Source organism: Aeromonas sp. QDB17 (genome assembly GCF_027705305.1).
GTDB classification, from domain to species: Bacteria; Pseudomonadota; Gammaproteobacteria; order Enterobacterales; family Aeromonadaceae; genus Aeromonas; species Aeromonas caviae.
In genome coordinates this window covers 91,338-117,098 of the sequence record NZ_JAPDBP010000006.1, presented here as the reverse complement: position 1 = coordinate 117,098, position 25,761 = coordinate 91,338, and the positions used below count along the sequence as shown (strand labels likewise).

21 protein-coding genes are annotated in these 25,761 nt (G+C 60.6%); 17 read left to right on the top strand and 4 right to left on the bottom strand.

Going from position 1 to position 25,761, the window contains the following annotated elements; all coding sequences use genetic code 11:
• Window positions 1-279: 279 nt before the first annotated feature.
• Window positions 280-1,713 carry a PTS glucose transporter subunit IIBC gene (ptsG, locus tag OKC41_RS07335; RefSeq protein ID WP_010673398.1) on the top strand — a complete coding sequence of 478 codons (1,434 nt, stop codon included), beginning with the start codon at window positions 280-282 and terminating at the stop codon, window positions 1,711-1,713.
• Between the two features lie 163 nt (window positions 1,714-1,876).
• Here ptsG and OKC41_RS07330 read toward each other — a convergent pair whose 3' ends face one another.
• From OKC41_RS07330 to map, 4 genes are all read right to left on the bottom strand, one after another.
• The gene (locus tag OKC41_RS07330; RefSeq protein WP_039039426.1) at window positions 1,877-2,260 is read right to left on the bottom strand and encodes a DUF3461 family protein; all 384 of its coding nucleotides are present in this window, start codon (window positions 2,258-2,260) and stop codon (window positions 1,877-1,879) included.
• Between the two features lie 277 nt (window positions 2,261-2,537).
• Entirely contained in the window at window positions 2,538-3,365 is an 828-nt protein-coding gene (dapD, locus tag OKC41_RS07325) for a 2,3,4,5-tetrahydropyridine-2,6-dicarboxylate N-succinyltransferase (protein ID WP_010673400.1), read from the bottom strand.
• A 178-nt stretch (window positions 3,366-3,543) separates the two neighbouring features.
• Window positions 3,544-6,186 carry a bifunctional uridylyltransferase/uridylyl-removing protein GlnD gene (gene glnD, locus OKC41_RS07320; RefSeq protein WP_201894469.1) on the bottom strand — a complete coding sequence of 881 codons (2,643 nt, stop codon included), beginning with the start codon at window positions 6,184-6,186 and terminating at the stop codon, window positions 3,544-3,546.
• 64 nt (window positions 6,187-6,250) lie between these two features.
• A complete protein-coding gene (gene map, locus OKC41_RS07315; RefSeq protein WP_010673402.1) occupies window positions 6,251-7,039 on the bottom strand; it encodes a type I methionyl aminopeptidase in 789 nt (262 codons plus the stop codon).
• A gap of 358 nt (window positions 7,040-7,397) precedes the next feature.
• Here map and rpsB point away from each other — a divergent pair, with 358 nt between their 5' ends.
• The 16 genes from rpsB (at window position 7,398) to dnaE (ending at window position 25,754) form a co-directional block, all read left to right on the top strand.
• Entirely contained in the window at window positions 7,398-8,126 is a 729-nt protein-coding gene (gene rpsB / locus OKC41_RS07310) for a 30S ribosomal protein S2 (RefSeq protein ID WP_010673403.1), read from the top strand.
• 104 nt (window positions 8,127-8,230) lie between these two features.
• Window positions 8,231-9,112, top strand: a complete 882-nt coding sequence (tsf, locus tag OKC41_RS07305; RefSeq protein ID WP_010673404.1) for a translation elongation factor Ts — start codon at window positions 8,231-8,233, stop codon at window positions 9,110-9,112.
• 71 nt (window positions 9,113-9,183) lie between these two features.
• Window positions 9,184-9,918, top strand: coding sequence for a UMP kinase (pyrH, locus tag OKC41_RS07300; RefSeq protein ID WP_010673405.1), 735 nt, complete (start codon window positions 9,184-9,186; stop codon window positions 9,916-9,918).
• Window positions 9,919-10,013: 95 nt separating this feature from the next.
• Window positions 10,014-10,571: a ribosome recycling factor gene (gene frr, locus OKC41_RS07295; protein WP_010673406.1), complete on the top strand. Its 558-nt coding sequence runs from the start codon at window positions 10,014-10,016 to the stop codon at window positions 10,569-10,571.
• A 72-nt stretch (window positions 10,572-10,643) separates the two neighbouring features.
• Window positions 10,644-11,420 (top strand): polyprenyl diphosphate synthase, encoded by a 777-nt coding sequence (uppS, locus tag OKC41_RS07290; protein ID WP_039039427.1) that lies wholly within the window; start codon window positions 10,644-10,646, stop codon window positions 11,418-11,420.
• A gap of 27 nt (window positions 11,421-11,447) precedes the next feature.
• Entirely contained in the window at window positions 11,448-12,305 is an 858-nt protein-coding gene (locus tag OKC41_RS07285) for a phosphatidate cytidylyltransferase (protein WP_039039428.1), read from the top strand.
• Window positions 12,306-12,372: 67 nt separating this feature from the next.
• Window positions 12,373-13,569 (top strand): 1-deoxy-D-xylulose-5-phosphate reductoisomerase, encoded by a 1,197-nt coding sequence (gene ispC, locus OKC41_RS07280; protein WP_042864260.1) that lies wholly within the window; start codon window positions 12,373-12,375, stop codon window positions 13,567-13,569.
• 76 nt (window positions 13,570-13,645) lie between these two features.
• Entirely contained in the window at window positions 13,646-14,998 is a 1,353-nt protein-coding gene (gene rseP / locus OKC41_RS07275) for a sigma E protease regulator RseP (RefSeq protein ID WP_039039430.1), read from the top strand.
• A gap of 34 nt (window positions 14,999-15,032) precedes the next feature.
• Window positions 15,033-17,456 carry an outer membrane protein assembly factor BamA gene (gene bamA, locus OKC41_RS07270; RefSeq protein WP_201894468.1) on the top strand — a complete coding sequence of 808 codons (2,424 nt, stop codon included), beginning with the start codon at window positions 15,033-15,035 and terminating at the stop codon, window positions 17,454-17,456.
• A gap of 148 nt (window positions 17,457-17,604) precedes the next feature.
• The gene (locus OKC41_RS07265) at window positions 17,605-18,117 is read left to right on the top strand and encodes an OmpH family outer membrane protein (RefSeq protein ID WP_029313943.1); all 513 of its coding nucleotides are present in this window, start codon (window positions 17,605-17,607) and stop codon (window positions 18,115-18,117) included.
• 3 nt (window positions 18,118-18,120) lie between these two features.
• Window positions 18,121-19,140: a UDP-3-O-(3-hydroxymyristoyl)glucosamine N-acyltransferase gene (gene lpxD / locus OKC41_RS07260; RefSeq protein WP_039039449.1), complete on the top strand. Its 1,020-nt coding sequence runs from the start codon at window positions 18,121-18,123 to the stop codon at window positions 19,138-19,140.
• Window positions 19,141-19,164: 24 nt separating this feature from the next.
• A complete protein-coding gene (gene fabZ / locus OKC41_RS07255) occupies window positions 19,165-19,626 on the top strand; it encodes a 3-hydroxyacyl-ACP dehydratase FabZ (protein ID WP_010673414.1) in 462 nt (153 codons plus the stop codon).
• A 2-nt stretch (window positions 19,627-19,628) separates the two neighbouring features.
• On the top strand, window positions 19,629-20,420 hold the full coding sequence (gene lpxA, locus OKC41_RS07250) for an acyl-ACP--UDP-N-acetylglucosamine O-acyltransferase (protein WP_010673415.1): 792 nt from the start codon (window positions 19,629-19,631) through the stop codon (window positions 20,418-20,420).
• Window positions 20,413-21,552 (top strand): lipid-A-disaccharide synthase, encoded by a 1,140-nt coding sequence (gene lpxB / locus OKC41_RS07245; protein ID WP_039039432.1) that lies wholly within the window; start codon window positions 20,413-20,415, stop codon window positions 21,550-21,552. The genes lpxA and lpxB overlap by 8 nt, the downstream gene beginning before the upstream one ends.
• A gap of 78 nt (window positions 21,553-21,630) precedes the next feature.
• The gene (gene rnhB, locus OKC41_RS07240; protein ID WP_201894467.1) at window positions 21,631-22,221 is read left to right on the top strand and encodes a ribonuclease HII; all 591 of its coding nucleotides are present in this window, start codon (window positions 21,631-21,633) and stop codon (window positions 22,219-22,221) included.
• Window positions 22,222-22,274: 53 nt separating this feature from the next.
• Window positions 22,275-25,754: a DNA polymerase III subunit alpha gene (dnaE, locus tag OKC41_RS07235; RefSeq protein ID WP_042015569.1), complete on the top strand. Its 3,480-nt coding sequence runs from the start codon at window positions 22,275-22,277 to the stop codon at window positions 25,752-25,754.
• Window positions 25,755-25,761: the final 7 nt, after the last annotated feature.

Genomic DNA, 25,761 nt, shown 5'->3' with positions numbered 1-25,761 from the left:
TTTGAAGTGATTTATTTCTTTTTGCGGTGAAGCTATAACAATACGAAATAATATTCAAGATAGTCCCCTCTCTGCTTATTTATTATCTTGTGATCTCTCCTCCAAATTTATTATTCCCTTGTTTCCGACAGAGGCATTTCCACCCCCGCTGGGTTATATTCTGCTGGTCAAAATAAGCAACCCGGAAAACGCACTTGGCGCAGTGACGGATGAAGCATATCGTCATCAATAAACTGCCCTGAGTCGTTGTCGGAAAAAAATCCATTCAGGAGCGCACACATGTTAAAAAATGCTTTCTCTAATCTGCAAAAGGTCGGTAAGGCGCTGATGCTGCCCGTATCGGTCTTGCCCGTTGCAGGTATTCTGCTGGGAGTGGGTGCTGCCCACTTCAGCTGGTTGCCGGAAATCGTCTCCCAACTGATGGAGCAGGCCGGTGGTTCCGTATTCGGCCAGATGGCTCTGCTGTTCGCCGTGGGCGTCGCCCTTGGCTTCACCAATAACGACGGTGTTTCCGGCCTGTCCGCCATCGTCGGCTACGGCATCATGACCGCCACCCTGACTGTGATGGCGCCTGTGATGGGTGTCGAGAAGATCGATACCGGTGTGCTGGGTGGTATCCTCGCGGGTGGCGTGGCTGCTTGGGCGTTCAACCGCTTCTACAAGATCCAGCTGCCAGAGTACCTCGGCTTCTTCGCTGGCAAGCGCGCCGTGCCCATCATCACCGGTTTTGTTTCCATCGGTCTGGGTGTCGTGCTCTCCTTCATCTGGCCGCCGATTGGTGGTGCCATCGGTGCCTTCTCCGACTGGGCTGCCAACCAGAACCCGGTCCTGGCCTTCGGTATCTACGGCGTGGTTGAGCGCTCCCTGATCCCGTTCGGTCTGCACCACATCTGGAACGTGCCGTTCTTCTATCAGGCTGGTACCTGCGTCAACGCCGCCGGTGAAACCGTACACGGCATCATGACCTGCTTCCTGACTGCTGATGACGCTTCCCGTGCTGCCGGCAACGGCTTCGGTCAACTGGCGGGTGGCTACCTGTTCAAGATGTTCGGTCTGCCTGCTGCCGCGTTTGCCATTGCGCACTCCGCCAAGCCGGAAAACCGCGCCAAGATCGTAGGTATCATGGCTTCTGCTGCCCTGACCTCCTTCCTGACCGGTATCACCGAGCCTATCGAATTCTCCTTCCTGTTCGTGGCCCCGGTACTGTACGCCATCCACGCCCTGCTGGCAGGTCTGGCCTATGTCCTGACCAACATGCTGGGTGTCGTTCACGGTCACACCTTCTCCAACGGCTTCATCGACTTCGTGGTGCAATCTCCGCGTGCCGACAACATGCTGCTGCTGGTGGGTCTGGGCCTGGTCTACGCAGTCATCTACTACGTGGTCTTCACCGTGGTCATCCGTGCCATGAACCTGAAAACCCCGGGTCGTGAAGACGAAGCTGCCCAAGAGTCCTCTGCCGGTCAAAGCAAGGACGAGATGTCTGCTGCACTGGTCTCCGCCTTCGGTGGCAAAGAGAACATCGCCTCTCTGGACGCCTGCATCACCCGTCTGCGTGTCGGTGTGAAGGATGTGGCCAAGGTTGACCAGGCTGGTCTGAAGAAGCTGGGTGCCGCCGGTGTGGTGGTGGCTGGTTCCGGTGTACAAGCCATCTTCGGCACCAAGTCCGACAACCTGAAAACTGAAATGGACATCTGGATGAAGAGCAACTGATTGTCGCTCCGATATCCGAGTTCCGAAAAGGGAGGCGCAAGCCTCCCTTTTTGCTGGGTTGCGTTTGGTGGCGGGACATGTGCGGGGGCTTTCCTGGCGGTGCCAGCATGGTGTGACCCAATGAAAAAGGCGCCCCTGGGCGCCTTTGCTGCATCAGACCGGCTTAAAGCTTTTCGAGATCCCGTTCTATCTCGCTGATCTTGTTCTGCACCACCTTTTCCAGATGACGCAAGTCGCGCAGTATCTTCTGCTTGATGTCCGGATCGGCGGAAGGCTGGCCGCCCTGGGTCAGATTGTCCAGCTCATCCACCACGTATTTGAGGTTGGCGTTGATCTCGGTGACATCCTTGTACTCATGGGTCCCCGAGTCGACCAGCATGGTCTTGCGCTGGCGAGGGTATTTGAATTTGACGCTCTTGGCGAAGAATTCACCCTTCTGCTTCTTGAAATAGATCTTGAGGATGTCGTGGTTGGCTTCCTGGCGCAGGGTGTAGCTGTCCACCGAGGTGGGTTCCTGGATCCCCAGGCTCTTGAGATTCTCGTACATCGGGCTTCCTTGGTTTGAAACGATCCTGACCCCTCTATCTTACCCGAGTCCGGACGCCTTGCCTGTGACAGGCGCGCCAAATTCAAGTTGGTGTCAAAAAGGTCTTCTTTAATCAACGAGCCAAGGGGGAGGGGTGAACGCCTTGCCAGCACTGGCATAAGCGGTATCGTCTCATGGGGGTGTGCAGTGCTGGTGGGGCAGGGGGGAGTTGGCGCCCACCCATGAGAGCGGGCATGAAAAAGGGCACCAGAGGTGCCCTTGATGACATCGTCGTGGATTACTCGTCGATGGAGCGCAGCAGGGCGTTGATGCCGACCTTGGCGCGGGTCTTGGCATCCACCTTCTTGACGATGACGGCGGCGTAGAGGCTGTACTTGCCGCACTTGGAGGGCAGGGAGCCGGAAACGACCACGGAGCCGGCCGGGACGCGGCCGTAGTGGATTTCACCGGTTTCGCGGTCATAGATGCGGGTGGACTGGCCGATGAAGACCCCCATGGAGATGACGGAGCCCTCCTCGACGATCACCCCTTCAACCACCTCGGAACGGGCACCGATGAAGCAGTTGTCTTCGATGATGGTCGGGTTGGCCTGCAGTGGCTCCAGTACGCCGCCGATGCCGACGCCGCCGGAGAGGTGCACATTCTTGCCGATCTGGGCGCAGGAGCCCACGGTGGCCCAGGTGTCGACCATGGTGCCTTCATCGACGAAGGCGCCGATGTTGACGTAGGAGGGCATCAGCACGGTGTTCGGGGCGATGAAGGAGCCTTTGCGCGCGGTCGCGGGCGGCACGACGCGTACACCGGCAGCCTTGAACTGCTCTTCGGTGTAGTTGGAGAACTTCAGGGGAACCTTGTCGTAGTACTGGGCATCGTCGCCCTTGATGATGCCGTTGTCGTTGATGCGGAAGGAGAGCAGCACGGCCTTCTTCAGCCACTGGTGGACGACCCACTCGCCGGCAATCTTCTCGGCAACCCGGGCTTTGCCGGAGTCCAGCAGGTCGATGGCTTCCAGAATGGCGGCCTTGGTGGCGGCATCGACGGAGCCGGGGGTGATGGAGTCACGGCGCTCGAAGGCCGCTTCGATGGTCTGTTGCAACTGGGTCATGACAGGTTTCCTTTATAAAATTCTGTTTGTTGTATCACACTTTTCCAATCGTTTTTAAGGGCTCTCGCCGATTTCTTCAGAATCAGGGCGATTTATTGTACTTGAGTGGTCCAACCATTTGTTCTGATTGAGGAATCAATACGTCAAAAAGCCTCTTTCGAGGCTTCATCCGAGCGTGTCAGGCGCTCTCGCCAAGCGGTTCCTGGGGGTTGAGCTGATTGACCAGCCTCTCCTCGAGGGCTTGCTGCTCCTCCGGGTTCAGCGGCTCTCCGGCCAGGGTGGTGAGGCTGAAGAAGTCCTCCACCCGCTCACCGATGGTGGTGATCTTGGCGGCATGGAGGGAGAGGCCGCACTGCTGGAACACGGCACCGATACGGGCCAATAGGCCCGGAGTGTCCAGGGCCGTCAGCTCCAGCAGGGTGTGGCGGTTTTCCCCCTTGTGGGGCAGGAAGACCACCCTGGTCGGCACGCTGAACTGGCGGTGGCGTCTGGACAGGGGCTTGCTGCGCAGCACCAGCTTGCCCGGCTCCTGAAGGGCTTTCTCCAGCGCCTTCTTGATGGTGGCGGTACGGTTGGGGCTGATGGGCTCGCCGTTTGGCTCCAGCACGATGAAGGTATCGAGCACGTAGTCGTTGCGCGAATTCATGATCTGGGCGTCGTGGATGCTGAGGTTCTTCTGATCCAGCGCCGAGGCCACGGTGGCAAAGAGGTTGGGGGTATCGCGACAATAGATGAACACCTCGCTACCGCCCCGTATGGGATGCTTGCCGATGAGCACCAGGGGGGCCGGGTTGTCACCGTGGGCGATGATCTTGCGGCAGTGCCAGGCGATCTGCTCCGGGCTGTGGCGCAGGAAGTAATCGGCCTTGAAGTCGTTCCAGAGGGCTGTGACCGCCTCCTGTGGCACCTCGCGCTGGATCAGGATCTGCCTGGCCTGGCGCTGGTTTTCACGGATCTTGAGGCGCATGTCCGGCGGGTTTTCCAACCCCTGGCGCAGGGCCTTCTGGGTGGCGAAGTAGAGTTCGCGCAGCAGGGTGCCCTTCCAGTCGTTCCACAGACTGTCGTTGGTGGCACAGATGTCGGCTACGGTCAGGCAATAGAGCAGGTCGAGGTGCAATTCATCCCGCACCTTCTGGGCGAAGTCAGTGACCACATCCGGGTCGTAGATGTCGCGGCGCTGGGCGGTGACCGACATCAGCAGATGGTGGCGCACCAGCCAGGCGACCAGTCGGCTCTCGTAGCGATCCAGCCCGTGCAACTGGCAGAACTCCAGCGCATCCACGGCCCCGAGTTCGGAATGATCGCCGCGCCTGCCCTTGGCGATGTCGTGGAAGAGGGCGGCGATGCTGAGCAGCTCGGGCTTGCGCAACTGGGTGAACACCTCGTGGCAGAGCGGGTGAGTCTGGCGGCTGGCCGGATTCGGGAAGCGATGGATGTTCTGCAGCAGCCTGTGGGTATGTTCGTCCACCGTGTAGGCGTGGAACATGTCGAACTGCATCTGGCCGACGATGAGGTTCCACTGGGGCAGGTAGGCCGCGAGGATCCCGTACTTGTGCATCAGGGTGAGCGGCTGGCCGATGCCGTTGGGGTGGCGCAGGAGCGCCATGAAGAGACGGCGACACTCGGGTAGATCTTGCAGCCAGCAGTTGAGGGTGCGTCTGGCCTCGCGCAACTGGCGCAAGGTGGCGGAGTGGATGCCGGCAATCTCCGGGTGCTGGGCTATCTGGTAGAAGAGTCGCAGGATGGCGGCAGGATCCCGGCCGAACAGCTCGGAGTCCACCGCATCGATGAGGCGGCCGCGCAGCTGGAATTCGTCGCTGATGCGGCGCACGTCCATGGCGGTGTTGCCGAGAATGGCCTCGTCAAAGAGTTGCAGCAGCATCTCGTTGAGCTCGGCCACCCGCCGAACCGTCTGGTAGAAGCGCTTCATCATCTGCTCAACCGGGCCGTTGCCTTCCCCCTCGAACCCCAGCATCTGGGCCACGGTGCGCTGGCGGTCGAACAAGAGACGGTTATCCCCCTTGTTGATGGCCATGTGCAGGGCGAAGCGCACCTTCCACAGGAAGTTCTGACAGTCGAGCAGCTCCCGGTACTCGGCCCGGTTGAGAAAACCGTGGCTGGTCATCTCGAACAGGGTGGTGGCGCCGAAGTGGCGGCGGGCGACCCAGGCCAGGGTCTGGATGTCGCGAAGCCCCCCGGGATTGTTCTTGAGATCCGGCTCCAGCTTGTAGGCGGTGCCGAGAAACTGCTGGTGGCGCAGGGCCTGCTCTTCGCGTTTGGCACGAAAGAAGGCTTCGCTCGGCCAGAAGTGCTGGGGCTGGGTGGCCGCCTGCAACTGCTCGAATCCCGCCAGGCGACCCGTGATGTAACGGGCCTCGATGAGGTTGGTGGCAACCGTGATGTCGTTGCGGCCCTGCTCGATGCACTCGGCCACGTTGCGCACCGACTGCCCCACTTCCAGCTTGAGATCCCACAAGAGGGTGATGAACTCGCCGATGCGAAGCCCCAGCACCTCGTCCAGTTCATCTCCTTCATAGAGGATCAGCAGGTCGATATCGGAGTGGGGATGGAGTTCGCCGCGGCCATAGCCGCCTACCGCGATCAGGGTGAGCTCGGTCCTGTCGAAGCCGAACTTGTGCCAGAGCCTGGTCAGCAGCGCGTCCATGTATTCGGAGCGGGTGGCGACCAGTTCGATGATGTTGTCACCGGCGTCGAAGCGCTCGTGCAGCCAGGCGAGAAAGCGGCTCAGGTACTCCTTGCAGTTGTCACGGGTGAGCTGATCGTCTGGGAGCAGATGGGGAGAAAGCAGGCTGGCATCCATGGCATGTCACACTCTCGGTCGGGCCGGGTAAAGAGCAACCCCGGCGCGCGGCCGGGGTTGAATGTCAAACGTGGCGGATAAAACGCTCGATAGTGTCGTCGGGGCGCAGGGTCAGGACCTCGCAGCCATCCTCGGTCACCAGCAGGGTGTGCTCCCATTGGGCGGAGTCGCCGCCGTCCTTGGTGGTGACGGTCCAGCCATCCTTCGGATTGACCTTGCAGTGGTACTTCTTGCTGTTGACCATGGGCTCGATGGTGAAGCACATGCCCGCTTTCAGCTCCAGCTTGCCGCCGTTGCGGTAGTGCAGGATCTGCGGCTCTTCGTGGAACTCGGCACCGATGCCATGGCCGCAGTAGTCGCGTACCACGGAGAAGCCTGCCTGCTCGACGATGGGCTGGATGACGGCGCCGATCTCGGTGATGCACATGCCCGGGCGCACCCGCTTGATGGCGGCATAGAGGCTATCCTGGGCCACCTTGCAGAGCTGGCGACGCAGGGGGGTGGTCTGGCCCACGATGAACATGGCGGAGGTATCGCCGTGATAACCATCCTTGATGACGGTGATATCCAGATTGATGATGTCCCCTTCCCGCAGTTTCTTGTGGTTCGGGATGCCATGGCAGATGACATCGTTCACCGAAGTACAGATGGACTTGGGGAAGCCGTGGTAATTGAGCGGCGCGGGGATGGCCTGCTGCACGTCGACGATGTAGTCGTGGCAGAGGGTATTCAGTTCGTCTGTGGTGACGCCCGCCTTGACGTGGGGGGCGATCATGACCAGCACGTCGGCGGCCAGCTGGCCGGCGACACGCATTTTTTCAATCTCTTCCGGTGTCTTGATTTTAATGGACATGGGATCTCTCTTGGGGCCTGATTGCGCATCCTGCCGATGCCCAACAACCAGGTAATGAAAAATAGATGCGTTTGCAATCAGGGCGAAATTTTATCCCCAACCCCCGTTTACTTCCAGTGTGATCGTCATCGCAACGTCATCAGGCGGTCGCACCATGGTCCGGGATCCATTTTTAGCACCCGGGCTGGTGGTGTCATGACCAAAGTTATGGTATAAAGCGCGCCGGAATGGGGAACTCGTGTCCTCATGCCATCACCCTTACTCAACAACACACACACATCGACACATATGCCGGGGTGCCTTAACGGGTCGGTTATATGGGATGTGTGGAGGCCTAACCCCAATACAGAGGTATAAAATGGCTAAAGTTTCTATGCGCGACATGCTGCAAGCCGGCGTTCACTTCGGTCACCAGACTCGTTACTGGAACCCGAAAATGAAGTCCTACATCTTCGGCGCCCGCAGCAAAGTTCACATCATCAACCTGGAAAAAACCGTTCCGATGTTTGACGATGCCATGAACTTCATCAGCTCCGTAGCTGCCAAGAAAGGCAAGGTACTGTTCGTAGGTACCAAGCGTGCCGCGTCTGAAGCCGTCAAAGAAGCCGCTGAGCGTTGCGACCAGTTCTATGTTAACCACCGCTGGCTGGGCGGCATGCTGACCAACTGGAAAACCGTTCGTCAGTCCATCAAGCGCCTGAAAGATCTGGAAACCCAGAGCGAAGACGGTACCTTCGACAAGCTGACCAAGAAAGAGGCGCTGATGCGTACTCGCGAAATGGAAAAGCTGGAGAAGAGCCTGGGTGGTATCAAGAACATGGGCGGCCTGCCTGACGTTCTGTTCGTTGTCGATGCCGACCACGAGCACATCGCTATCAAAGAAGCCAACAACCTGGGTATCCCGGTAGTTTCCATCGTTGATACCAACTCCAACCCGGACGGCGTTGACTATGTCATCCCGGGTAACGACGACGCTATCCGTGCCGTACAGCTGTACCTGAACGCTGCTGCTGACACCGTTCTGGAAGCCCGCGAGCAGGACATCGTTGTTCAAGCCGAACAAGATGGCTTCGTTGAAGCTGAGTAATTGATAAGGACTGAAAAGCCCTTATTAACCAAGCTGATGTAATTGGTTAGCAGGGGCCCTTGTGGCCCCTGTTTCTTGTCAATTCAAGACCGAGGATACTGGACATGGCAAACATTTCTGCCGCCCTGGTAAAAGAACTGCGCGAGCGCACCGCCGCTGGCATGATGGATTGCAAAAAAGCGCTGGAAGAAGCCAACGGTGATATCGAGTTGGCTATCGAGAACATGCGTAAATCCGGTCAGGCCAAGGCCGCCAAGAAAGCTGGCCGTATCGCCGCTGAAGGTGTGATCTTCGCCCGTACCGAAGGCAACGTTGCCGTCATGATCGAGCTGAACTGCGAGACTGACTTCGTTTCCAAGGATGCCGGTTTCCTGGCCATGGGTCAGAAGATCGTCGAGATCGCTGCTACCCAGAAAATCGCTGACGTTGACGCGCTGAAAGCCGCCGACTTCGGCAACGGCGAGTCCGTCGAGCTGACCATCACCAACCTGATCGCCAAGATCGGTGAGAACATGAACCTGCGTCGCGTGATGCTGGTTGAAGGTGACAACCTGGGCACCTACGTTCACGGCTCCCGCATCGGTGTTATCACCAAGCTGGTTGGCGGTACCGACGAGCTGGCCAAAGATCTGGCCATGCACGTTGCTGCCAACAGCCCGCAATTCGTCAAACCGGAAGACGTGTCTGCCGAAGTCGTTGCCAAAGAGCGCGAAATCCAGATCGACATCGCCATCAACTCCGGCAAGCCGAAAGAGATCGCCGAGAAGATGGTTGAAGGCCGCATGAAGAAGTTCACCGGTGAGGTTTCCCTGACTGGTCAACCGTTCGTGAAAGATCCTTCCATGACCGTTGCCGAGCTGCTGAAGAAAGAAGGCGCTGACGTTGTTTCCTTCACCCGTTTCGAAGTGGGCGAAGGCATCGAGAAGCAAGAGACCGACTTCGCTGCTGAAGTAGCAGCCCAGATCGCGGCCGCTCAGAAGGCCTAATCGAACCGGTTTTTCCGTTTCCCCAGACCGCGACTTATGTCGCGGTCTTTATATGACCAGGAATCAGTGACATGAGTACCAATCCCAAGCCTGCATACAGACGTGTTCTTCTGAAGTTGAGTGGTGAAGCCCTGCAAGGATCCGAGGGTTTCGGCATTGATCCGGCGGTGCTGGAACGGATGGCCCAAGAGATCAAAGAGCTGGTTGAGCTGGGTGTTCAGGTCGGTCTGGTCATCGGTGGCGGCAACCTGTTCCGTGGTGCCGGCCTTGCCAAGGCAGGCATGAATCGCGTGGTGGGTGACCACATGGGCATGCTGGCGACCGTCATGAACGGCCTGGCCATGCGTGATGCCCTGCATCGTGCTTATGTGAATGCCCGCCTGATGTCGGCCATCTCCCTGCAAGGGGTCTGCGACTCCTACAGCTGGGCCGAAGCCATCAGCCAGCTGCGCGCCGGCAAGGTGGTGATCTTCTCTGCCGGTACCGGCAACCCCTTCTTTACCACCGACTCGGCAGCCTGCCTGCGCGGTATCGAGATCGAAGCCGACGTCGTGCTGAAAGCCACCAAGGTCGATGGCGTGTTCACCGATGACCCGGTCAAGAACCCGGATGCCGTGCTCTATCAGGAACTGAGTTATGATGAAGTTCTTGAAAAAGAACTCAAAGTGATGGATCTTGCTGCTTTTACCCTGGCCCGCGACCACGATCTGCCGATCCGGGTGTTCAACATGAACAAACCGGGCGCGCTGCGCCGCGTGATCATGGGTGAGCCGGAAGGTACCCTGATCCACCAGGCCAGCAAGTAAGGCAAGTGTGAGCCCCAGGCTCGCTTGTCCATTACGCCAGTCAACAAGATAGATACGAGCCGCCTGTCGGCTCGTTCGCCAAAAGGAAAACCACTGTGATCAACGAGATTAAAAACGACGCCAAGGACCGCATGGGCAAAAGCGTAGAGTCGCTGAAGACCCAGATGTCCAAGATCCGTACCGGCCGTGCTCACCCGAGCCTGCTCGACGGCATCCAGGTGGAGTATTACGGTGCTGCCACTCCTCTGAAGCAGTTGGCCAACGTGGTGGCAGAAGATGCCCGTACTCTCTCCATCTCCATCTTCGATCGCTCCATGATCCAGGCGGTGGAAAAAGCCATCCTGACCTCCGATCTGGGCCTGAACCCGTCCAGCAACGGCCAGACTCTGCGCGTGCCGCTGCCGCCGCTGACCGAAGAGCGTCGCCGTGATCTGACCAAGATCGTCCGTGCCGAAGCCGAAGGTGCCCGGGTTGCCATTCGCAACATCCGTCGCGATGCCAACGCCGATCTGAAAGCCCTGCTGAAAGAGAAAGAGATCTCCGAAGACGACGACCGTCGCGCCCAGGAAGAGATCCAGAAGCTGACCGATACCTTCATCAAGCTGGTGGATGACGCCCTGGTTGTGAAGGAAAAGGAGCTAATGGAAATCTAAGCCTCCGACAGGTATATTACGAGCGCCGTGTAGTGCCCCTGCACGGCGCTTTTGTCTTTGTGGGAGAAATGAATGTCGCTTTTGGCAGCGCTAGGCGATAGCGCCAGCTCGTCCTTGCCCCGTCACGTCGCCATCATCATGGATGGCAATGGTCGCTGGGCCCAGAACCGCGGCAAGATGCGGGTTTCCGGGCACAAGGCGGGCGTGAAATCCGTGCGTGAGGCCGTGGCCTTTGCCGCCCGTGCCAAGATGGAGGCGCTGACCCTGTTTGCGTTTTCCAGCGAGAACTGGCGCCGTCCGGAAGGGGAAGTAAACGCCCTGATGGAGTTGTTCATGACGGTGCTGGGTCGCGAGGTGAGCAAGTTGCACAGCAACGGCATTCGCCTTCGGGTGATTGGCGACACTGCCCGCTTCAGCGAGCGGCTGCAGGCCAAGATCGCCAAGGCCGAGGCCCTGACCGCCAACAATCAGGGATTGACCCTCAATATCGCCGCCAACTATGGCGGTCAGTGGGACATCGCCCAGGCGGCCCGGACCCTGGCACGGGCCGTGGCGGCGGGTGAACTGGATGCCGAGGCGGTCGATGAGGCGGCATTGGGTCGTCATGTCTGCATGGCTGATCTGCCCCCCGTGGATCTGTTGATCCGCACAGGCGGGGATCATCGCATCAGCAACTTTGTCCTTTGGCAGCTCGCCTATGCCGAACTCTATTTTACCCCGGTCCTGTGGCCCGATTTTGACGAGGCCGAGTTCAGTGGGGCAGTTGCCTCCTTCGTTGCTCGCGAGCGTCGCTTCGGGTGTACGGGTGAACAGATCCGGGAATTGATCGCCGCGCAACAGACCGGCTAAACCCCGCTCCCAAGAGAGAGGTTTCTTTTGCTAAAACAACGAATTATTACCGCATTACTGCTAGTACCCCTGGTGTTGGGGGCGCTGTTTTTTCTGCCGTTGAAATTCTTTGCCCTGCTCGCCGCCCTGGTCTTTCTGCTGGCCAGCCGTGAGTGGAGTGCCTTCGTCACTGCCCAGCCGCAACAGTGGTTGCCGCTGGTGTTCTGTCTGCTGCTGGGGGCCAGCCTGTTCTGGGTGCCCGTGGAGCAACTCTGGATCCCCCAACTGCATCCGCTGGTGATGGGCGTGCTCTGGACTGCCGTCAGCTGGTGGCTGCTGGGGCTGCTGCTGGTGCTGCGCTACCCGCAAAGCGCCAGGCTGTGGCGTGAATCCATCTGGCTCAAATCCCTGTTTGGTCTGGTGACCCTGGTTCCCTTCTTCTGGTCCCTTGTGGCCATTCGCGGTTACAACTTCTATCACGACCCCATGATGGGGGCCTGGATCCTGCTGTTCGTGATGGGACTGGTCTGGGCGGCAGATTCTGGCGCGTATTTTTTCGGCAAGGCGTTCGGCAAACACAAGCTGGCGCCGGCCGTGAGCCCGGGTAAAACCATCGAAGGCATGCTGGGTGGGCTGTTTACCGCCAGCCTGCTGGCCATCGGCGTGACCTGGTTCATGGGCTTCGTGCCTGCCAAGATGGGCACCGTGCTGCTCTGTTCCCTGCTGGCGGTGCTGGCCTCCGTGCTCGGCGATCTGGCCGAGAGCATGTTCAAGCGGGAAGCCGGCATCAAGGATTCCGGCACCCTGTTGCCGGGTCATGGGGGCATTCTCGATCGCATCGACAGCCTGACGGCGGCGCTGCCCGTCTTCCTGCTCAGCTACCTGTTGCTCGGTCCGGAGTTTTGATGTTTCGCGCACTGATGATCCCGGGAGCGTCCCGCTCCATCAGTCTGTTACCCAATCAGGAGTCTTGATGCAAAACCTGGTGATCCTGGGAGCGTCAGGCTCCATCGGTCAGAGCACCCTCAAGGTACTGCGCCACAACCCCGGGCGCTGGCAGGTGCTGGCGCTGACCGCTGCCCGCAGCGTGGACGCCATGCTGCGCGACTGTCTCGAATTCTCCCCCCGGTTCGCTGTCATGGTGGACGAAGGCGCCGCCAGTGATCTGGCGGGTCGGCTCAAGGCTCACGGCAGCACCACCCGGGTGTTGTCCGGTCAGGCAGCCCTGTGCGACGTGGCTGCTCACCCCGATGCCCACAGCGTGATGGCGGCCATTGTCGGTGCGGCGGGTCTGGCACCCACCATGGCTGCCGTGCGCGCCGGCAAGCGCATTCTGCTGGCCAACAAGGAGGCGCTGGTGATGTCCGGAGCCTTCTTCATGGAGGCGGTGCGCGAGCACGGCGCCGAGCTGCTGCCCATCGACAGCGAACACAACGCCATCTTCCAGTGCCTGCCGGTCGACGTGCAGCGCCAGCCCGGTTTCTGCGATCTGGCCGGGGCGGGGATCAGCAAGATCCTGCTGACCGGCTCCGGTGGACCTTTCCGCTATGCCGATGTGGGTGAACTGCACCATGTCACTCCGGCGCAAGCCATTGCCCATCCCAACTGGTCCATGGGGGCCAAGATCTCGGTGGACTCCGCCACCATGATGAACAAGGGGCTGGAGTACATCGAGGCGCGCTGGCTGTTCAACGCGGCGCCCGAGCAGATCCAGGTGGTGATCCACCCCCAGTCCGTCATTCACTCCATGGTGCAGTACAAGGATGGCTCCGTGCTGGCCCAGCTCGGCAACCCGGACATGTGTACTCCCATTGCCCACGCTCTGGCCTATCCGGAACGGATCGAGTCCGGTGTGGAACCTTTGGATTTCTTCAGTGTCGGAGAGTTCAGCTTTATCCGGCCCGACTATGAGCGCTATCCCTGTCTGGCGCTGGCCATGAGGGCGTGCCAGCAGGGGCAGGGGGCGACCACCTCCCTCAATGCCGCCAACGAGGAGGCCGTCGCGGCTTTTCTTGCAGAGCGGATCGGATTTATGGATATTGCCAGAGTCAACGAATCCGTCATGGCCGAGCTGGGCAGCAGTGCCGCTGGCTCTCTGGCGGATCTCATCGCCCTGGACGGTACGGCCCGAGCCCGTGCCCAGCAACTGATAAAGGAGCTTGCCGTATGAACGGACTGTGGTGGCAGCCAGCCCCTCTCCATGCTCTCGAGCGCAGGACTGGACATGACCGCGAGGTACGCGGCTGATGGGCGGGCTTCTGTGGAATATCGGCGCCTTCATCGTGGCCCTCGGGCTGCTGGTGGCGGTGCATGAATTTGGCCACTTCTGGGTGGCTCGTCGTTGCGGCGTCAAGGTGGAGCGCTTCTCCATCGGCTTTGGCAAGGCCATCTGGCGTCGCCTTGGCAAGGATGGCACCGAATACGTGCTGGCCCTGATCCCCCTTGGCGGCTACGTCAAGATGCTGGATGGCCGGGTCGACGAACTCAAGCCGGGGGAGGAGGCGCAGGCCTTCAACCACAAGAGCGTCTGGGCCCGGATGGCCATCGTCGCGGCCGGCCCCATGGCGAACTTCGTGTTCGCCCTGTTCGCCTTCTGGCTGATGTTCATGATAGGGGTGCCGAGCGTCAAACCCGTGGTGGGCGAGGTGCGTCCTGCCTCCATCGTGGCAGAGGCCGGCATCCTGCCAGGCATGGAGATCGTCGGCGTCGGCGGCGAGGAGACCGGTGACTGGGAGAGCGTCACCTATGCCCTCATCAGCCACCTTGGTGATGACTCGGTGCAGCTCAAGCTCAAGGCGGCCAACACCAGCTATGCAGTGGACAAGACCCTGCAGCTGGCCGGCTGGAAATTCGATCCGGACAAAGAGTCACCCATCGGGAGCCTCGGGATAGTGCCCCTCGGTGGCAAGGTGCTGCCCGTGGTGGAGGCCGTGGTGCCGTCGAGCGCCAGCGAGAAGGCTGGCCTTCAGATAGGGGATCGCATCAAGGGGGTCGATGGAGAGGCCATCACCGAATGGGCCCAGTTTGTCGAGCGTGTCCAGCAGTCACCGGCGCAGCCGCTGCAGGTGACGGTGGAGCGCGGGGGCAGCGAGATGACCCTGACCCTGACCCCGGACGGAAAGAAAGTGAAGGGCCAGCTGGTCGGTTTTGTGGGCTTGTCGCCGCAACTGGTTCCATTACCGGATGAGTATCGAACTCTGTTACAGTATGGGCCTTTGCAAGCCCTGTGGCATGGGGTCCAGAAGACCTGGAGCCTGATCACCCTGACCTTCGACATGATAGGCAAGCTGATCGGTGGCATCGTCTCTTTGGACAACCTGAGCGGCCCCATCTCCATCGCCAAGGGGGCCGGCAGCAGCGCCGATTACGGGTTGGTCTATTTCCTCGGATTCCTGGCGCTCATCAGCGTCAACCTGGGGATCATCAACCTGTTCCCCCTGCCGGTGCTCGATGGTGGCCATCTGGTCTATTTCCTCATCGAGGCGATCACCGGCAAGCCGGTATCGGAAAAAATTCAGGAAGTTGGGTTCAGGATAGGCGCCGCCATTCTGATGTTACTGATGGGCATTGCGCTGTTTAATGATTTCGCTCGCCTCTGAGGCCAGAGCATCAACAAGGACACATAAGAACAAAATGGCTGTTAAAAAAGCATTGGTGTTGAGTTGCCTGCTGGGGGCCAGCTTCCTGGCTCAGGCTGCCCCGGCCTCTTTTGTGGTGCAAGACATTCAGGTCGAGGGCCTGCAGCGGGTGACCCTGGGTGCCGCCCTGTTGAATCTGCCGGTGCGGGTCGGTGATTCCGTCGACTCCGTGTCCTTGGCGAACGCCATCAAGAAGCTCTATGCCTCCGGGAACTTCGAGGACGTCAAGGTCTATCGCGACGGTCAGGTGCTGCAAGTGGTGGTCAAGGAGCGCCCGACCATCTCCAGCATCGAGTTCTCCGGCAACAAGGACATCAAGGAAGAGCAACTGACCCAGAGCCTGGAATCCTCCGGGATCCGCGTAGGTGATCCGCTGGATCGCACCGTGCTGAGCTCCCTCGAGAAAGGGCTGGAAGATTTCTACTACGGCGTGGGCAAGTACTCCGCCAAGGTCAAGGCCATCGTCACCCCGCTGCCGCGCAACCGGGTCGACCTCAAGTTCACCTTCGTGGAAGGGGAAGCGGCCAAGATCCAGCAGATCAACATCGTCGGCAACAACGTCTTCCCGGAAGAGAAGCTGCTGGCCCAGCTCTCCCTCAAGGACGACGTGCCCTGGTGGAACTTCACCGGCGATCAGCGCTACCAGAAGCAGAAGCTGGCCGGTGACATCGAAGTGCTGCGCTCCTATTACATGGACCGCGGCTACATCCGCTTCACCCAGGAGTCCACCCAGGTCTCCATGACCCCGGACAAGAAGGGCGTTTACGTCACCCTCAACGTCAAGGAAGGGGAGCAGTACAAGGTTTCCGGCATCCAGCTCAAGGGCGACCTCATCGACCGCGGCGGCGAAATGAAGGGCCTCATCCCCATCGAGGCGGGCAGCGTCTACTCCGCCAGCCAGGTAACCCATACCGAAGAGGTGCTCTCCAAGTTCCTCGGCCGTTACGGCTACGCCTATCCGAAAGTGGTCACCTTCCCCCAGATCAACGACCAGACCAAGGAAGTGGAGCTCATCGTCAACGTGGAGCCGGGTCCCCGGGTCTATGTGCGCAACATCAACTTCAGCGGCAACGTCACCACCAAGGACGAAGTGCTGCGTCGCGAGATGCGCCAGATGGAGGGCACCTGGCTCTCCTCCGACAACGTCGAGCAGTCCAAGACCCGTCTCAACCGCCTCGGCTTCTTCGAGACCGCGGAAGTGGACACCAAGCGGGTGCCGGGCAGCGATGACCAGGTCGATCTGGACTTCAAGGTCAAGGAGCAGCCGGCGGGGTCCATCAACGCCGGTATCGGCTACGGCACCGAGTCGGGTCTGAGCCTGCAGGCGGGTCTGCAGCAGGACAACTTCATGGGGACCGGTAAGAAGATCGGCATCAACGCCAGCACCAACGACTACTCCAAGAGCGTCGACCTGAGCTATAACGACCCCTACTTCACCGTGGACGGGGTGAGCCTGGGCGGCCGTCTCTACTACAACAAGTTCAGTGCGGCCGACGCCAACATCGTGGACTACGAGAACACCACCGTCGGTTTCCGTCTCTCCAGCGGCTTCCCGGTCAACGAGAACAACCGTCTCGACTTCAGCCTGGGCTACGAGAACAACAAACTGTCCCAGCCCAACCCCTATGTACAGGTGGACGAGTTCTGGAAGGTCTACAGCGGCAATCTGGATGGCGACAACCGCATGGTGTTCAACACCGTGGACGTCACCGCCGGCTGGACCCGCTCCACCCTCAACAAGGGTCAGTTCCCGACTGCGGGTGACCGCCAGCGGGTGAACGCCAAGGTGACGGTGCCCGGCATGGATCTGCAGTACTTCAAGCTCAACGCCGAAGATGCCCACTACTTCCCGTTTGATGCCGATCACAAGTGGGTCATGCTGGCCAAGGCCCGGGCCTCCTACGGCGATGGCTACGGCACCAATGGCGACTACGAGCACGTCCTGCCGTTCTTCGAGAACTACTACGCCGGTGGCTTCGACACCCTGCGTGGTTTCAAGAGCAATACAGTCGGTCCGAAGGCGCTCTACTACTACAACCTGGGCGGCAACGACGTCATCCAGGGCACCGACAGCTCGGTCGGGGGCAACGCCCTGGCGGTGGCCTCGCTGGAAATGATCGTGCCGACGCCCTTTGCCTCCGAGACCTATCAGCCCCAGCTGCGGACCAGCTTCTTCATCGACGCCGGTTCCGTGTGGGATACCCACTTCGACTACAGCCAGTATCAGAACCGTTGCTTCAGTGGTTGCAACTATCTGATGGACTACTCCGACCCGAGCAACATCCGGATGTCGACCGGCCTGTCGCTGCAGTGGCTCTCTCCCATGGGCCCGCTGGTGTTCGTGCTGGCAAGACCAATCAAGAAATACGAAGGGGACGACACCGAAGTCTTCTCCTTCAACATCGGCCGTACCTTCTAAGGGGAGCGGACGCCCCCCCGCCATGGCGGGGGGGAAGCATGATGGGTCGCGCGTTTGCGTGCCTCACCAGGTAACAAGACGATCTCGTGGATCGCTTGCACAATCAGGTAAATCAGGTAGCCCTCGACCGAGGGACCAAGGAGTAAGTGTGAATAAAGCGTTGAAAGTAGCTGGTTTGAGCTTTGCACTGATGGCTGCCGGCATGGGTTCTGCCTTCGCTGAGACCAAGATTGCCGTGGTCGACATGGGCGAAGTCTTCCAAAAGCTGCCCCAGCGTGAAGCCGTTGCCAAGAAGCTGAAAGGCGAGTTCGAACCGCGCATGCGTGAACTGCAGAAGCTGGAGTCCGACGGTCAGGCACTGGTCGAGAAGTTCAAGAAGGACGAAGCCTTCATGAGCGCCGAGCAGAAGAAGCAGAGCCAGGAGAAGCTGGCCAAGCTGCAGATGGAGTTCAACCAGAAGCGTCAGGCGTTTGAACAGGACAACGGTCGCCGTCAGTCCGAAGAGCGCAACAAGATCCTGACCAAGGTGCAGGCTGCCATCGACGCCATCGCCAAGAGCAATGGCTACGATCTGGTGCTGGAGCGCAACGCCGCCCCGTATGCAGCCAGCAAGCTGGACATCTCCGGCCAGGTTATTTCTCAGGTTAGCAAGAGCAACTAATTGATGGCATTCACTCTCGCACAGCTGGCCCAGCAACTGGGGGCCGAGGTCCATGGGGATGGGACCCGGGAAATTCGCAAGGTCGCGACACTGGAAAAAGCCGGGGAGGGGGAGATAGCCTTCCTGTCCAACAAGAAGTACCGGCATTTTCTGGAGCAGAGCAAGGCCACTGCCGTGCTCATCACCGAGGCAGACCTGCCGTTTTGCCCCACCAACGCCCTGGTGCTCAAGGACCCCTACGTGGGCTTTGCACGGGTTGCCCAACTGCTGGACACCACCCCGCAGCCGGCCATGGATATTCATCCGAGCGCCGTCATCGCGGCGGACGTGCAACTGGGCGAGAGAGTGGCCATCGGTGCCAATGCGGTGATCGAATCCGGCGTCGTGCTGGGTGACGATGTGCGCATCGGCCCGGGCTGTTTCGTTGGCAAGGATACCCGACTGGGAGCGCGCTCCCGGTTGTGGGCCAACGTCACCCTCTATCACAACGTGACCCTGGGCACGGACTGTCTGGTACAGGCCGGCACCGTGATCGGGGCAGACGGTTTCGGTTATGCCAACGAGCGTGGCGAGTGGATCAAGATCCCCCAGCTCGGTGGCGTGACCATCGGCAACCGGGTCGAGATCGGTGCCTGCACCACCATCGACCGCGGTGCGCTGGAAGATACCCGCATCGCTGACAACGTCATCATCGACAACCAGTGCCAGATCGCCCACAACGTCGAGATCGGCTACGGCACTGCCGTGGCGGGCTCCACCGTGATGGCCGGTAGTCTCAAGGTCGGCAAATACTGTATCATTGGTGGTGCCTCCGTCTTTAACGGGCACATGGAGATCTGCGACCAGGCCACCGTCACCGGCATGGCCATGGTGATGCGTCCCATCACCGAGCCCGGTATCTACTCTTCCGGCATCCCCCTGCAAACCAATAAAGAGTGGCGCAAGACCGCCGCCCGGGTGATGCGTATCGAAGAGATGCACAAGCGGTTGAGCAAGCTTGAGAAAAAGCTGGATCAAGAATAATCACGATTGGTATAGGGTACTGTTTTGACTACTGAAAAGAAGAGCCTGGGCATCCAGGAAATCATGGATCTGCTGCCCCACCGTTATCCCTTCCTGATGGTGGACAAGGTGGAAAACTACGAGATCAGCGATGAGCGCAAGACCCTGCGCGCCATCAAGAACGTCTCGTTCAACGAGCCGATCTTCCAGGGCCACTTCCCGGCCAAGCCGGTCTTCCCCGGCGTGCTGATCCTGGAAGCCATGGCCCAGGCCACCGGTATCCTGGCCTTCACCATGGTGGGCAAGCCGTCACCCAACGAGCTTTATTACTTTGCCTCCATCGACAACGCCCGCTTCAAGCGCCCGGTGGGCCCCGGCGATCAGCTGGTGCTGGATGTGGAGTTCCTGAAGGAGCGTCGCGGCATCGCCAAGTTCACCGGTGTCGCCACCGTCGACGGTGAAGTGGTCTGTACTGCCGAACTGATGTGCGCCAAGCGCGAGGTATAACCGTGATCGATCAGACTGCCATCATCCACGACACCGCCATCGTCCATGAGTCTGCCGTCATCGGCAAAGGGGTTGAAATCGGCCCCTTCACCGTCATCGGTGCCGAGGTGGAAATCGGTGACAACACCTGGGTGAGCTCCCACGTGGTGATCAAGGGCCCGACCAAGATCGGTCGCGGCAACAAGATCTTCCAGCACACCTCCATCGGTGAGGATTGCCAGGACAAGAAGTACGCCGGTGAGCGCACCTTCCTCGAGATCGGCGACAACAACGTGTTTCGCGAGAACTGCACCGTGCACCGCGGCACCACCCAGGACCAGAGCCTGACCAAGGTGGGTAGCGGCAACCTGTTCATGGTCAACGTTCACGTGGCCCACGACTGCATCATCGGTGACAACTGCATCTTCGCCAACAACGCCACCCTGGCGGGCCATGTGCACATCGGTGACTTCGTGATCTTCGGCGGTCTGTCTGCCATTCACCAATTCGGCCGCGTCGGCTCCCACGCCTTCGTCGGCGGCTGCGCTGCCCTGAACAAGGACGTGCCGCCCTACGTGATGGCCGCCGGCAACTACGCCAAGCCGTTCGGGGTCAACTCCGAAGGCCTGCGTCGTCGTGGCTTCAGCGCCGAGGCGATCTCTGCCGTCAAGCGCGCCTACAAGGAGATCTTCCGCTCCGGCAAGACCATTGAAGAGGTGTTGCCCGTGCTGAGCGAGATGGCCCAGAGCGAACCGGCCATCCAGCTCTATGTGGATTTCCTCAAGGACAACGAGCGCGGGATCATCCGTGCCTGATCCCATTCGCATCGGCATCGTCGCCGGAGAGACCTCCGGCGACATCCTGGCCGCAGGGCTGGTGCGCGAACTGCAAGCCCGCTACCCGGATGCGCAGTTCGAAGGGATCGCCGGGCCGCGGATGCAGGCTCTCGGCGTGAAGGCGCTGTTCGAGATGGAGGAGCTCTCCGTCATGGGCATCACCGAGGTGCTGGGCCGTCTGCCCCGCATCCTCCAGGTGCGCCGCGAACTGCTGCGCCACTTCATCGCCAATCCCCCCGACATCTTCGTCGGTGTGGATGCACCGGATTTCAATATCGGGGTGGAGCTGAAACTGCGCCGCGCCGGTATCAAGACGGTCCACTATGTCAGCCCCTCCGTCTGGGCCTGGCGTCAGGGCCGCATTCACAAGATCAAGGCCGCCACCGACATGGTGCTCGCCTTCCTGCCATTCGAGAAAGCCTTCTACGACCGTTTCGATGCCCCCTGTCGCTTCGTCGGCCACACCATGGCGGACGACATTCCGCTGGTGCCGGATCAAGGGGCGGTGCGCGAGGCCCTCGGCATCGATCCCGCCCGTCGCTGGCTGGCGGTGCTGCCGGGGAGTCGCACGGCGGAAGTGGGTTTCATGGCGCCGGTCTTCCTCGAGGCGTGCAAGCACCTGACGGTGCACAACCCGGATCTCGGTTTCATCGTGCCTCTGGTCAACCAGAAACGGCGCGAGCAGTTCCTCGCCATCAAGGCCGAGGTGGCCCCGGAGCTCGACATGGTGCTGCTGGACGGTCAGGGCCGCGAGGCCATGATTGCCGCCGACGTGGTGATGCTCGCCTCCGGCACCGCGGCCCTCGAGGCCATGCTGGTGAAAAAGCCCATGGTGGTGGGTTACAAGCTCAAACCCTTCAGCTACTTGCTGGCCCAGTGGCTGGTGAAGACGGATTATGTCTCCCTGCCGAACCTGCTGGCGGACAAGATGCTGGTGCCCGAGCTCATCCAGCACGAGTGCACCCCGGCCAACCTGGTGGAAGAGGTGAGCAAGCTGCTGGACCATGACAACAGCGAGCTCATCGCCACCTTCACCCGGTTGCACGAGAAGATCCGCTGCAATGCGGATGTGCAGGCAGCGGAAGCGGTTGCCGCGCTGCTGGAACGCTAGTGGGCTCTGCCTGTGTGTCAGGCGTGATGTTGTGCTGATACTGGCCCTGCGGGGCCGGTTTTGATTCAAGGCTATGAGATGACGATCGATATTCCCGAAGACAAGCTGATTGCCGGGGTGGACGAGGTGGGTCGCGGCCCCCTGGTGGGTGACGTGGTCACCGCCGCGGTGATCCTGGATCCTGCCAATCCCATCCTTGGCATCGCCGATTCCAAGAAGCTCTCCGAGAAGAAGCGGCTCGCCCTGTTTGGCGAGATCAAAGAGAAGGCGCTGGCCTATGCCATCGGCCGCGCCAGCCCGGCGGAAATCGACGAGCTCAACATCCTGCACGCCACCATGCTGGCGATGCAGCGCGCCGTGGCGGGGCTCAAGGTGACGCCCGAGCTGGTCTTCATCGACGGCAACCGCTGCCCCAGATTGTCGATGGAGGCCCGCGCCGTGGTCAAGGGTGACAGCCTGGTGGCCGCCATCAGCGCCGCCTCCATCCTCGCCAAGGTGACCCGGGACGCCGAGATGACCGAGCTGGACAGCCGCCATCCCGAGTACGGTTTCGCCCGCCACAAGGGCTACCCGACGGCGGAGCACCTCGCCATTCTGGCCGAACGTGGCCCGCTGCCCGAATACCGTCAGAGCTTCAAGCCGGTGCGCCGCGCCCTGGGGATCGAATAACCGATGCCGATCTGTCTGAACGATTTCTGCTTGCGCAATGAGAGGGCGTGACCATGGCTGATCCCCGTTTCATCCACCTGAGGGTGCACTCCGACTTTTCCATGGTCGACGGCCTGCAGAAGATCGGTCCCATCGTCTCCGCTGCCGCCGCCAACAACATGCCGGCCCTGGCCCTGACGGACCAGATGAACATGTGCGGCCTGGTGCGCTTCTACGGCTCTGCCCACGGCAAGGGGATCAAGCCCCTGGTCGGGGCGGATTTCTGGGTGCAGAGCGACGAGCTTGGGGACGAGCAGTTCCGCCTCACCCTGCTCGCCATGGACAACGACGGCTACCAGAACATCACCCTGCTCATCTCCCGCGGCTATCAGCGCGGTCATGTGCAGGGGCGTCCGGTCATCGACAAGGCCTGGCTTGGCGAACATGCCAAGGGGGTGATCGTCCTCTCCGGCGGGCGCGAGGGGGATGTGGGCAAGTTCCTGCTCAAGGGCAACCGTCAGATGGTGGAGCATTGCCTCGCCTTCTACCAGACCCACTTCCCGGATGCCTACTACCTGGAGCTGCTGCGTACCGGCCGCCCGGACGAGGAGGTCTACCTGCACATGGCGGTGGCCATTGCCACCGAGTTCGAACTGCCGGTGGTGGCCACCAACGAGGTGGTGTTCCTCACCGCCGATGACTTCGACGCCCACGAGATCCGGGTCGCCATCCACGACGGCTACACCCTGATGGACAAGCGCCGACCGCGCCGCTACAGCCCCCAGCAGTACCTGCGCAGTCAGGAGGAGATGGCGGAGCTGTTTGCCGACATCCCGGAAGCCCTGGAAAACACGGTGGAGATCGCCAAGCGCTGCAACGTGACGGTGCGCCTTGGCGAGTATTTCCTGCCCAACTTCCCCACCGGCGACATGACCACCGAAGACTTCCTGGTCATGAAGTCGAAGGAAGGGCTGGAGGAGCGGCTGGCCTTCCTGTTCCCGGATCCGGCGGTGCGGGCCGAGCGCCGTCCCGAGTATGACGAGCGCCTCGACATCGAGCTCAAAGTGATCAACCAGATGGGCTTCCCGGGTTACTTCCTCATCGTGATGGAGTTTATCCAGTGGTCCAAGGACAACGGCATTCCCGTCGGTCCGGGCCGGGGCTCGGGGGCGGGGTCGCTGGTGGCCTACGCCCTCAAGATCACCGATCTCGATCCGCTGGAATTTGACCTGCTGTTCGAACGTTTCCTGAACCCCGAGCGGGTCTCCATGCCCGACTTCGACGTCGACTTCTGCATGGACAGGCGCGACGAGGTGATCGATCACGTCTCCGAGATGTACGGTCGGGAGGCGGTATCCCAGATCATCACCTTCGGCAGCATGGCGGCCAAGGCGGTAGTGCGGGACGTCGGCCGGGTGCTGGGCCACGCCTACGGCTTTGTCGATCGCATCTCCAAGCTGATCCCGCCCGACCCCGGCATGACCCTCGCCAAGGCGTTCGAAGCCGAGCCCAAGTTGCCGGAGCTCTACGAGCAGGACGAGGAGGTCAAGGACCTCATCGACATGGCCCGCCGCCTGGAAGGGGTGGTGCGCAACGCCGGCAAGCACGCCGGTGGCGTGGTGATCGCGCCCACCAAGATCACCGACTTCGCGCCGCTCTATTGCGACGACGAGGGGCATCACCCGGTCACCCAGTTCGACAAGAACGACGTGGAGTACGCCGGGCTGGTGAAGTTCGACTTCCTGGGGCTGCGAACGCTCACCATCATCGATTGGGCCCTTGGCATGATAAACCCCCGTCTTGCCAAAGAGGGCAAGCCGCCGGTGGACATCGCCGCCATCCCCATCGATGACAAGAAGTCGTTCGCCCTCTTGCAGCGCTTCGAGACCACGGCGGTGTTCCAGCTCGAATCCCGCGGCATGAAGGACCTCATCAAGCGGCTGCAGCCCGACTGCTTCGAAGACATGATCGCGCTGGTGGCCCTGTTCCGTCCGGGCCCGCTCCAATCGGGCATGGTGGACAACTTCATCGAGCGCAAGCACGGCAAGGAGGCCATCTCCTACCCGGACGAGAAGTGGCAGCACGAAAGCCTCAAACCCATACTCGAGCCCACCTACGGCATCATCCTCTACCAGGAGCAGGTGATGCAGATCGCCCAGACCCTGGCGGGGTATACCCTGGGTGGCGCGGACATGCTGCGCCGGGCCATGGGCAAGAAAAAACCCGAAGAGATGGCCAAGCAGCGGGCGGGCTTCGAGGAGGGGGCGGTCAAGAACGGCGTCGACGGCGAACTGGCGATGAAGATCTTCGATCTGGTGGAGAAGTTTGCGGGCTACGGCTTCAACAAGTCCCACTCCGCTGCCTATGCGCTGGTCTCTTACCAGACCCTCTGGCTCAAGACCCATTTCCCGGCGGAGTTCATGGCGGCGGTGATGACCGCGGACATGGACAACACCGACAAGATAGTGACCCTGGTGGACGAGTGTCAGCGCATGGGGCTGACCGTGATCCCGCCGGACGTCAACACCGGTCGCTACCGCTTCAGCGTCAACGAGGACGGCCACATCGTCTACGGCATCGGCGCGGTGAAGGGGGTAGGGGAAGGGCCCATCGAGGCGATCCTGGACGCGCGGGATCGGGACGGTCCGTTCCGCGACCTGTTCGATTTCTGCAACCGGGTCGACATCAAGAAGCTCAACAAGCGGGTGATGGAGAAGCTCATCCTCTCCGGCGCCATGGACAGGCTCGGCCCCCACCGCGCCGCCCTGATGGCGACCCTGGAGGAGGCGATGCGCGCCGCCGAGCAGCACGCCAAGGCCCAGGCGGTGGGGCAGGTCGACATGTTCGGTGTGCTCACCGAAGAGATCGACGACGTCAAGAAGGCGTTCGCCAACGTGCCGCACTGGCCTGACAAGGTGTGGCTGGAAGGGGAACGCGAGACCCTCGGGCTCTACCTCACCGGTCACCCCATCAACCAGTACAGCAGCGAGCTGCGGCGCTACACCTCGGGCCGACTGTGCGATCTGCATCCCACCTCCCGGGATACGGTGACCACGGCGGCGGGGTTGGTGATCGCGGCGCGCAGCATGGTGACCAAGCGCGGCAACAAGATGGGGATCTTCACCCTGGACGACAGATCCGGCCGTCTGGATGTGACCCTTTTCAGTGAAGCGCTGGAAAAATACGAAGAATTGATGCAAAAAGACCGTATTTTAGTGGTTTCTGGACAGGTCAGCTTTGATGACTTCTCCGGTGGCCTTAAAATGTCGGCCCGCGAGTTGCTGGATATCAACGATGCGAGGGAGCGTTTTGCCAGGGCAATCCGCATCTCCCTCGATGAACAACGCATTGACGAGCGCTTTTTCCCGCGTTTGTGCGAGATTTTGGAGCCCGCCCGTGCCGGAGTCTGTCCGGTTCAGGTAAACTATCGTCGCCCCGGTTCCCGGGTGCGATTGACGCTCGGTACCGAGTGGCGGGTGACGCCCACCGATCAACTGATAGATGACTTGCGAGTCCTGCTTGGACGAGAGCGGGTTGAATTGGTTTTTGATTAGAGGATCT

Bases quoted from the DNA above. Each gene is read 5' to 3' on its own strand.
- ptsG (WP_010673398.1), top strand. From the start codon at position 280: ATGTTAAAAAATGCTTTCTCTAATCTGCAAAAGGTCGGTAAGGCGCTG.
- OKC41_RS07330 (WP_039039426.1), bottom strand. From the start codon at position 2,260: ATGTACGAGAATCTCAAGAGCCTGGGGATCCAGGAACCCACCTCGGTG.
- dapD (WP_010673400.1), bottom strand. From the start codon at position 3,365: ATGACCCAGTTGCAACAGACCATCGAAGCGGCCTTCGAGCGCCGTGAC.
- glnD (WP_201894469.1), bottom strand. From the start codon at position 6,186: ATGGATGCCAGCCTGCTTTCTCCCCATCTGCTCCCAGACGATCAGCTC.
- map (WP_010673402.1), bottom strand. From the start codon at position 7,039: ATGTCCATTAAAATCAAGACACCGGAAGAGATTGAAAAAATGCGTGTC.
- rpsB (WP_010673403.1), top strand. From the start codon at position 7,398: ATGGCTAAAGTTTCTATGCGCGACATGCTGCAAGCCGGCGTTCACTTC.
- tsf (WP_010673404.1), top strand. From the start codon at position 8,231: ATGGCAAACATTTCTGCCGCCCTGGTAAAAGAACTGCGCGAGCGCACC.
- pyrH (WP_010673405.1), top strand. From the start codon at position 9,184: ATGAGTACCAATCCCAAGCCTGCATACAGACGTGTTCTTCTGAAGTTG.
- uppS (WP_039039427.1), top strand. From the start codon at position 10,644: ATGTCGCTTTTGGCAGCGCTAGGCGATAGCGCCAGCTCGTCCTTGCCC.
- ispC (WP_042864260.1), top strand. From the start codon at position 12,373: ATGCAAAACCTGGTGATCCTGGGAGCGTCAGGCTCCATCGGTCAGAGC.
- rseP (WP_039039430.1), top strand. From the start codon at position 13,646: ATGGGCGGGCTTCTGTGGAATATCGGCGCCTTCATCGTGGCCCTCGGG.
- bamA (WP_201894468.1), top strand. From the start codon at position 15,033: ATGGCTGTTAAAAAAGCATTGGTGTTGAGTTGCCTGCTGGGGGCCAGC.
- lpxD (WP_039039449.1), top strand. From the start codon at position 18,121: ATGGCATTCACTCTCGCACAGCTGGCCCAGCAACTGGGGGCCGAGGTC.
- rnhB (WP_201894467.1), top strand. From the start codon at position 21,631: ATGACGATCGATATTCCCGAAGACAAGCTGATTGCCGGGGTGGACGAG.
- dnaE (WP_042015569.1), top strand. From the start codon at position 22,275: ATGGCTGATCCCCGTTTCATCCACCTGAGGGTGCACTCCGACTTTTCC.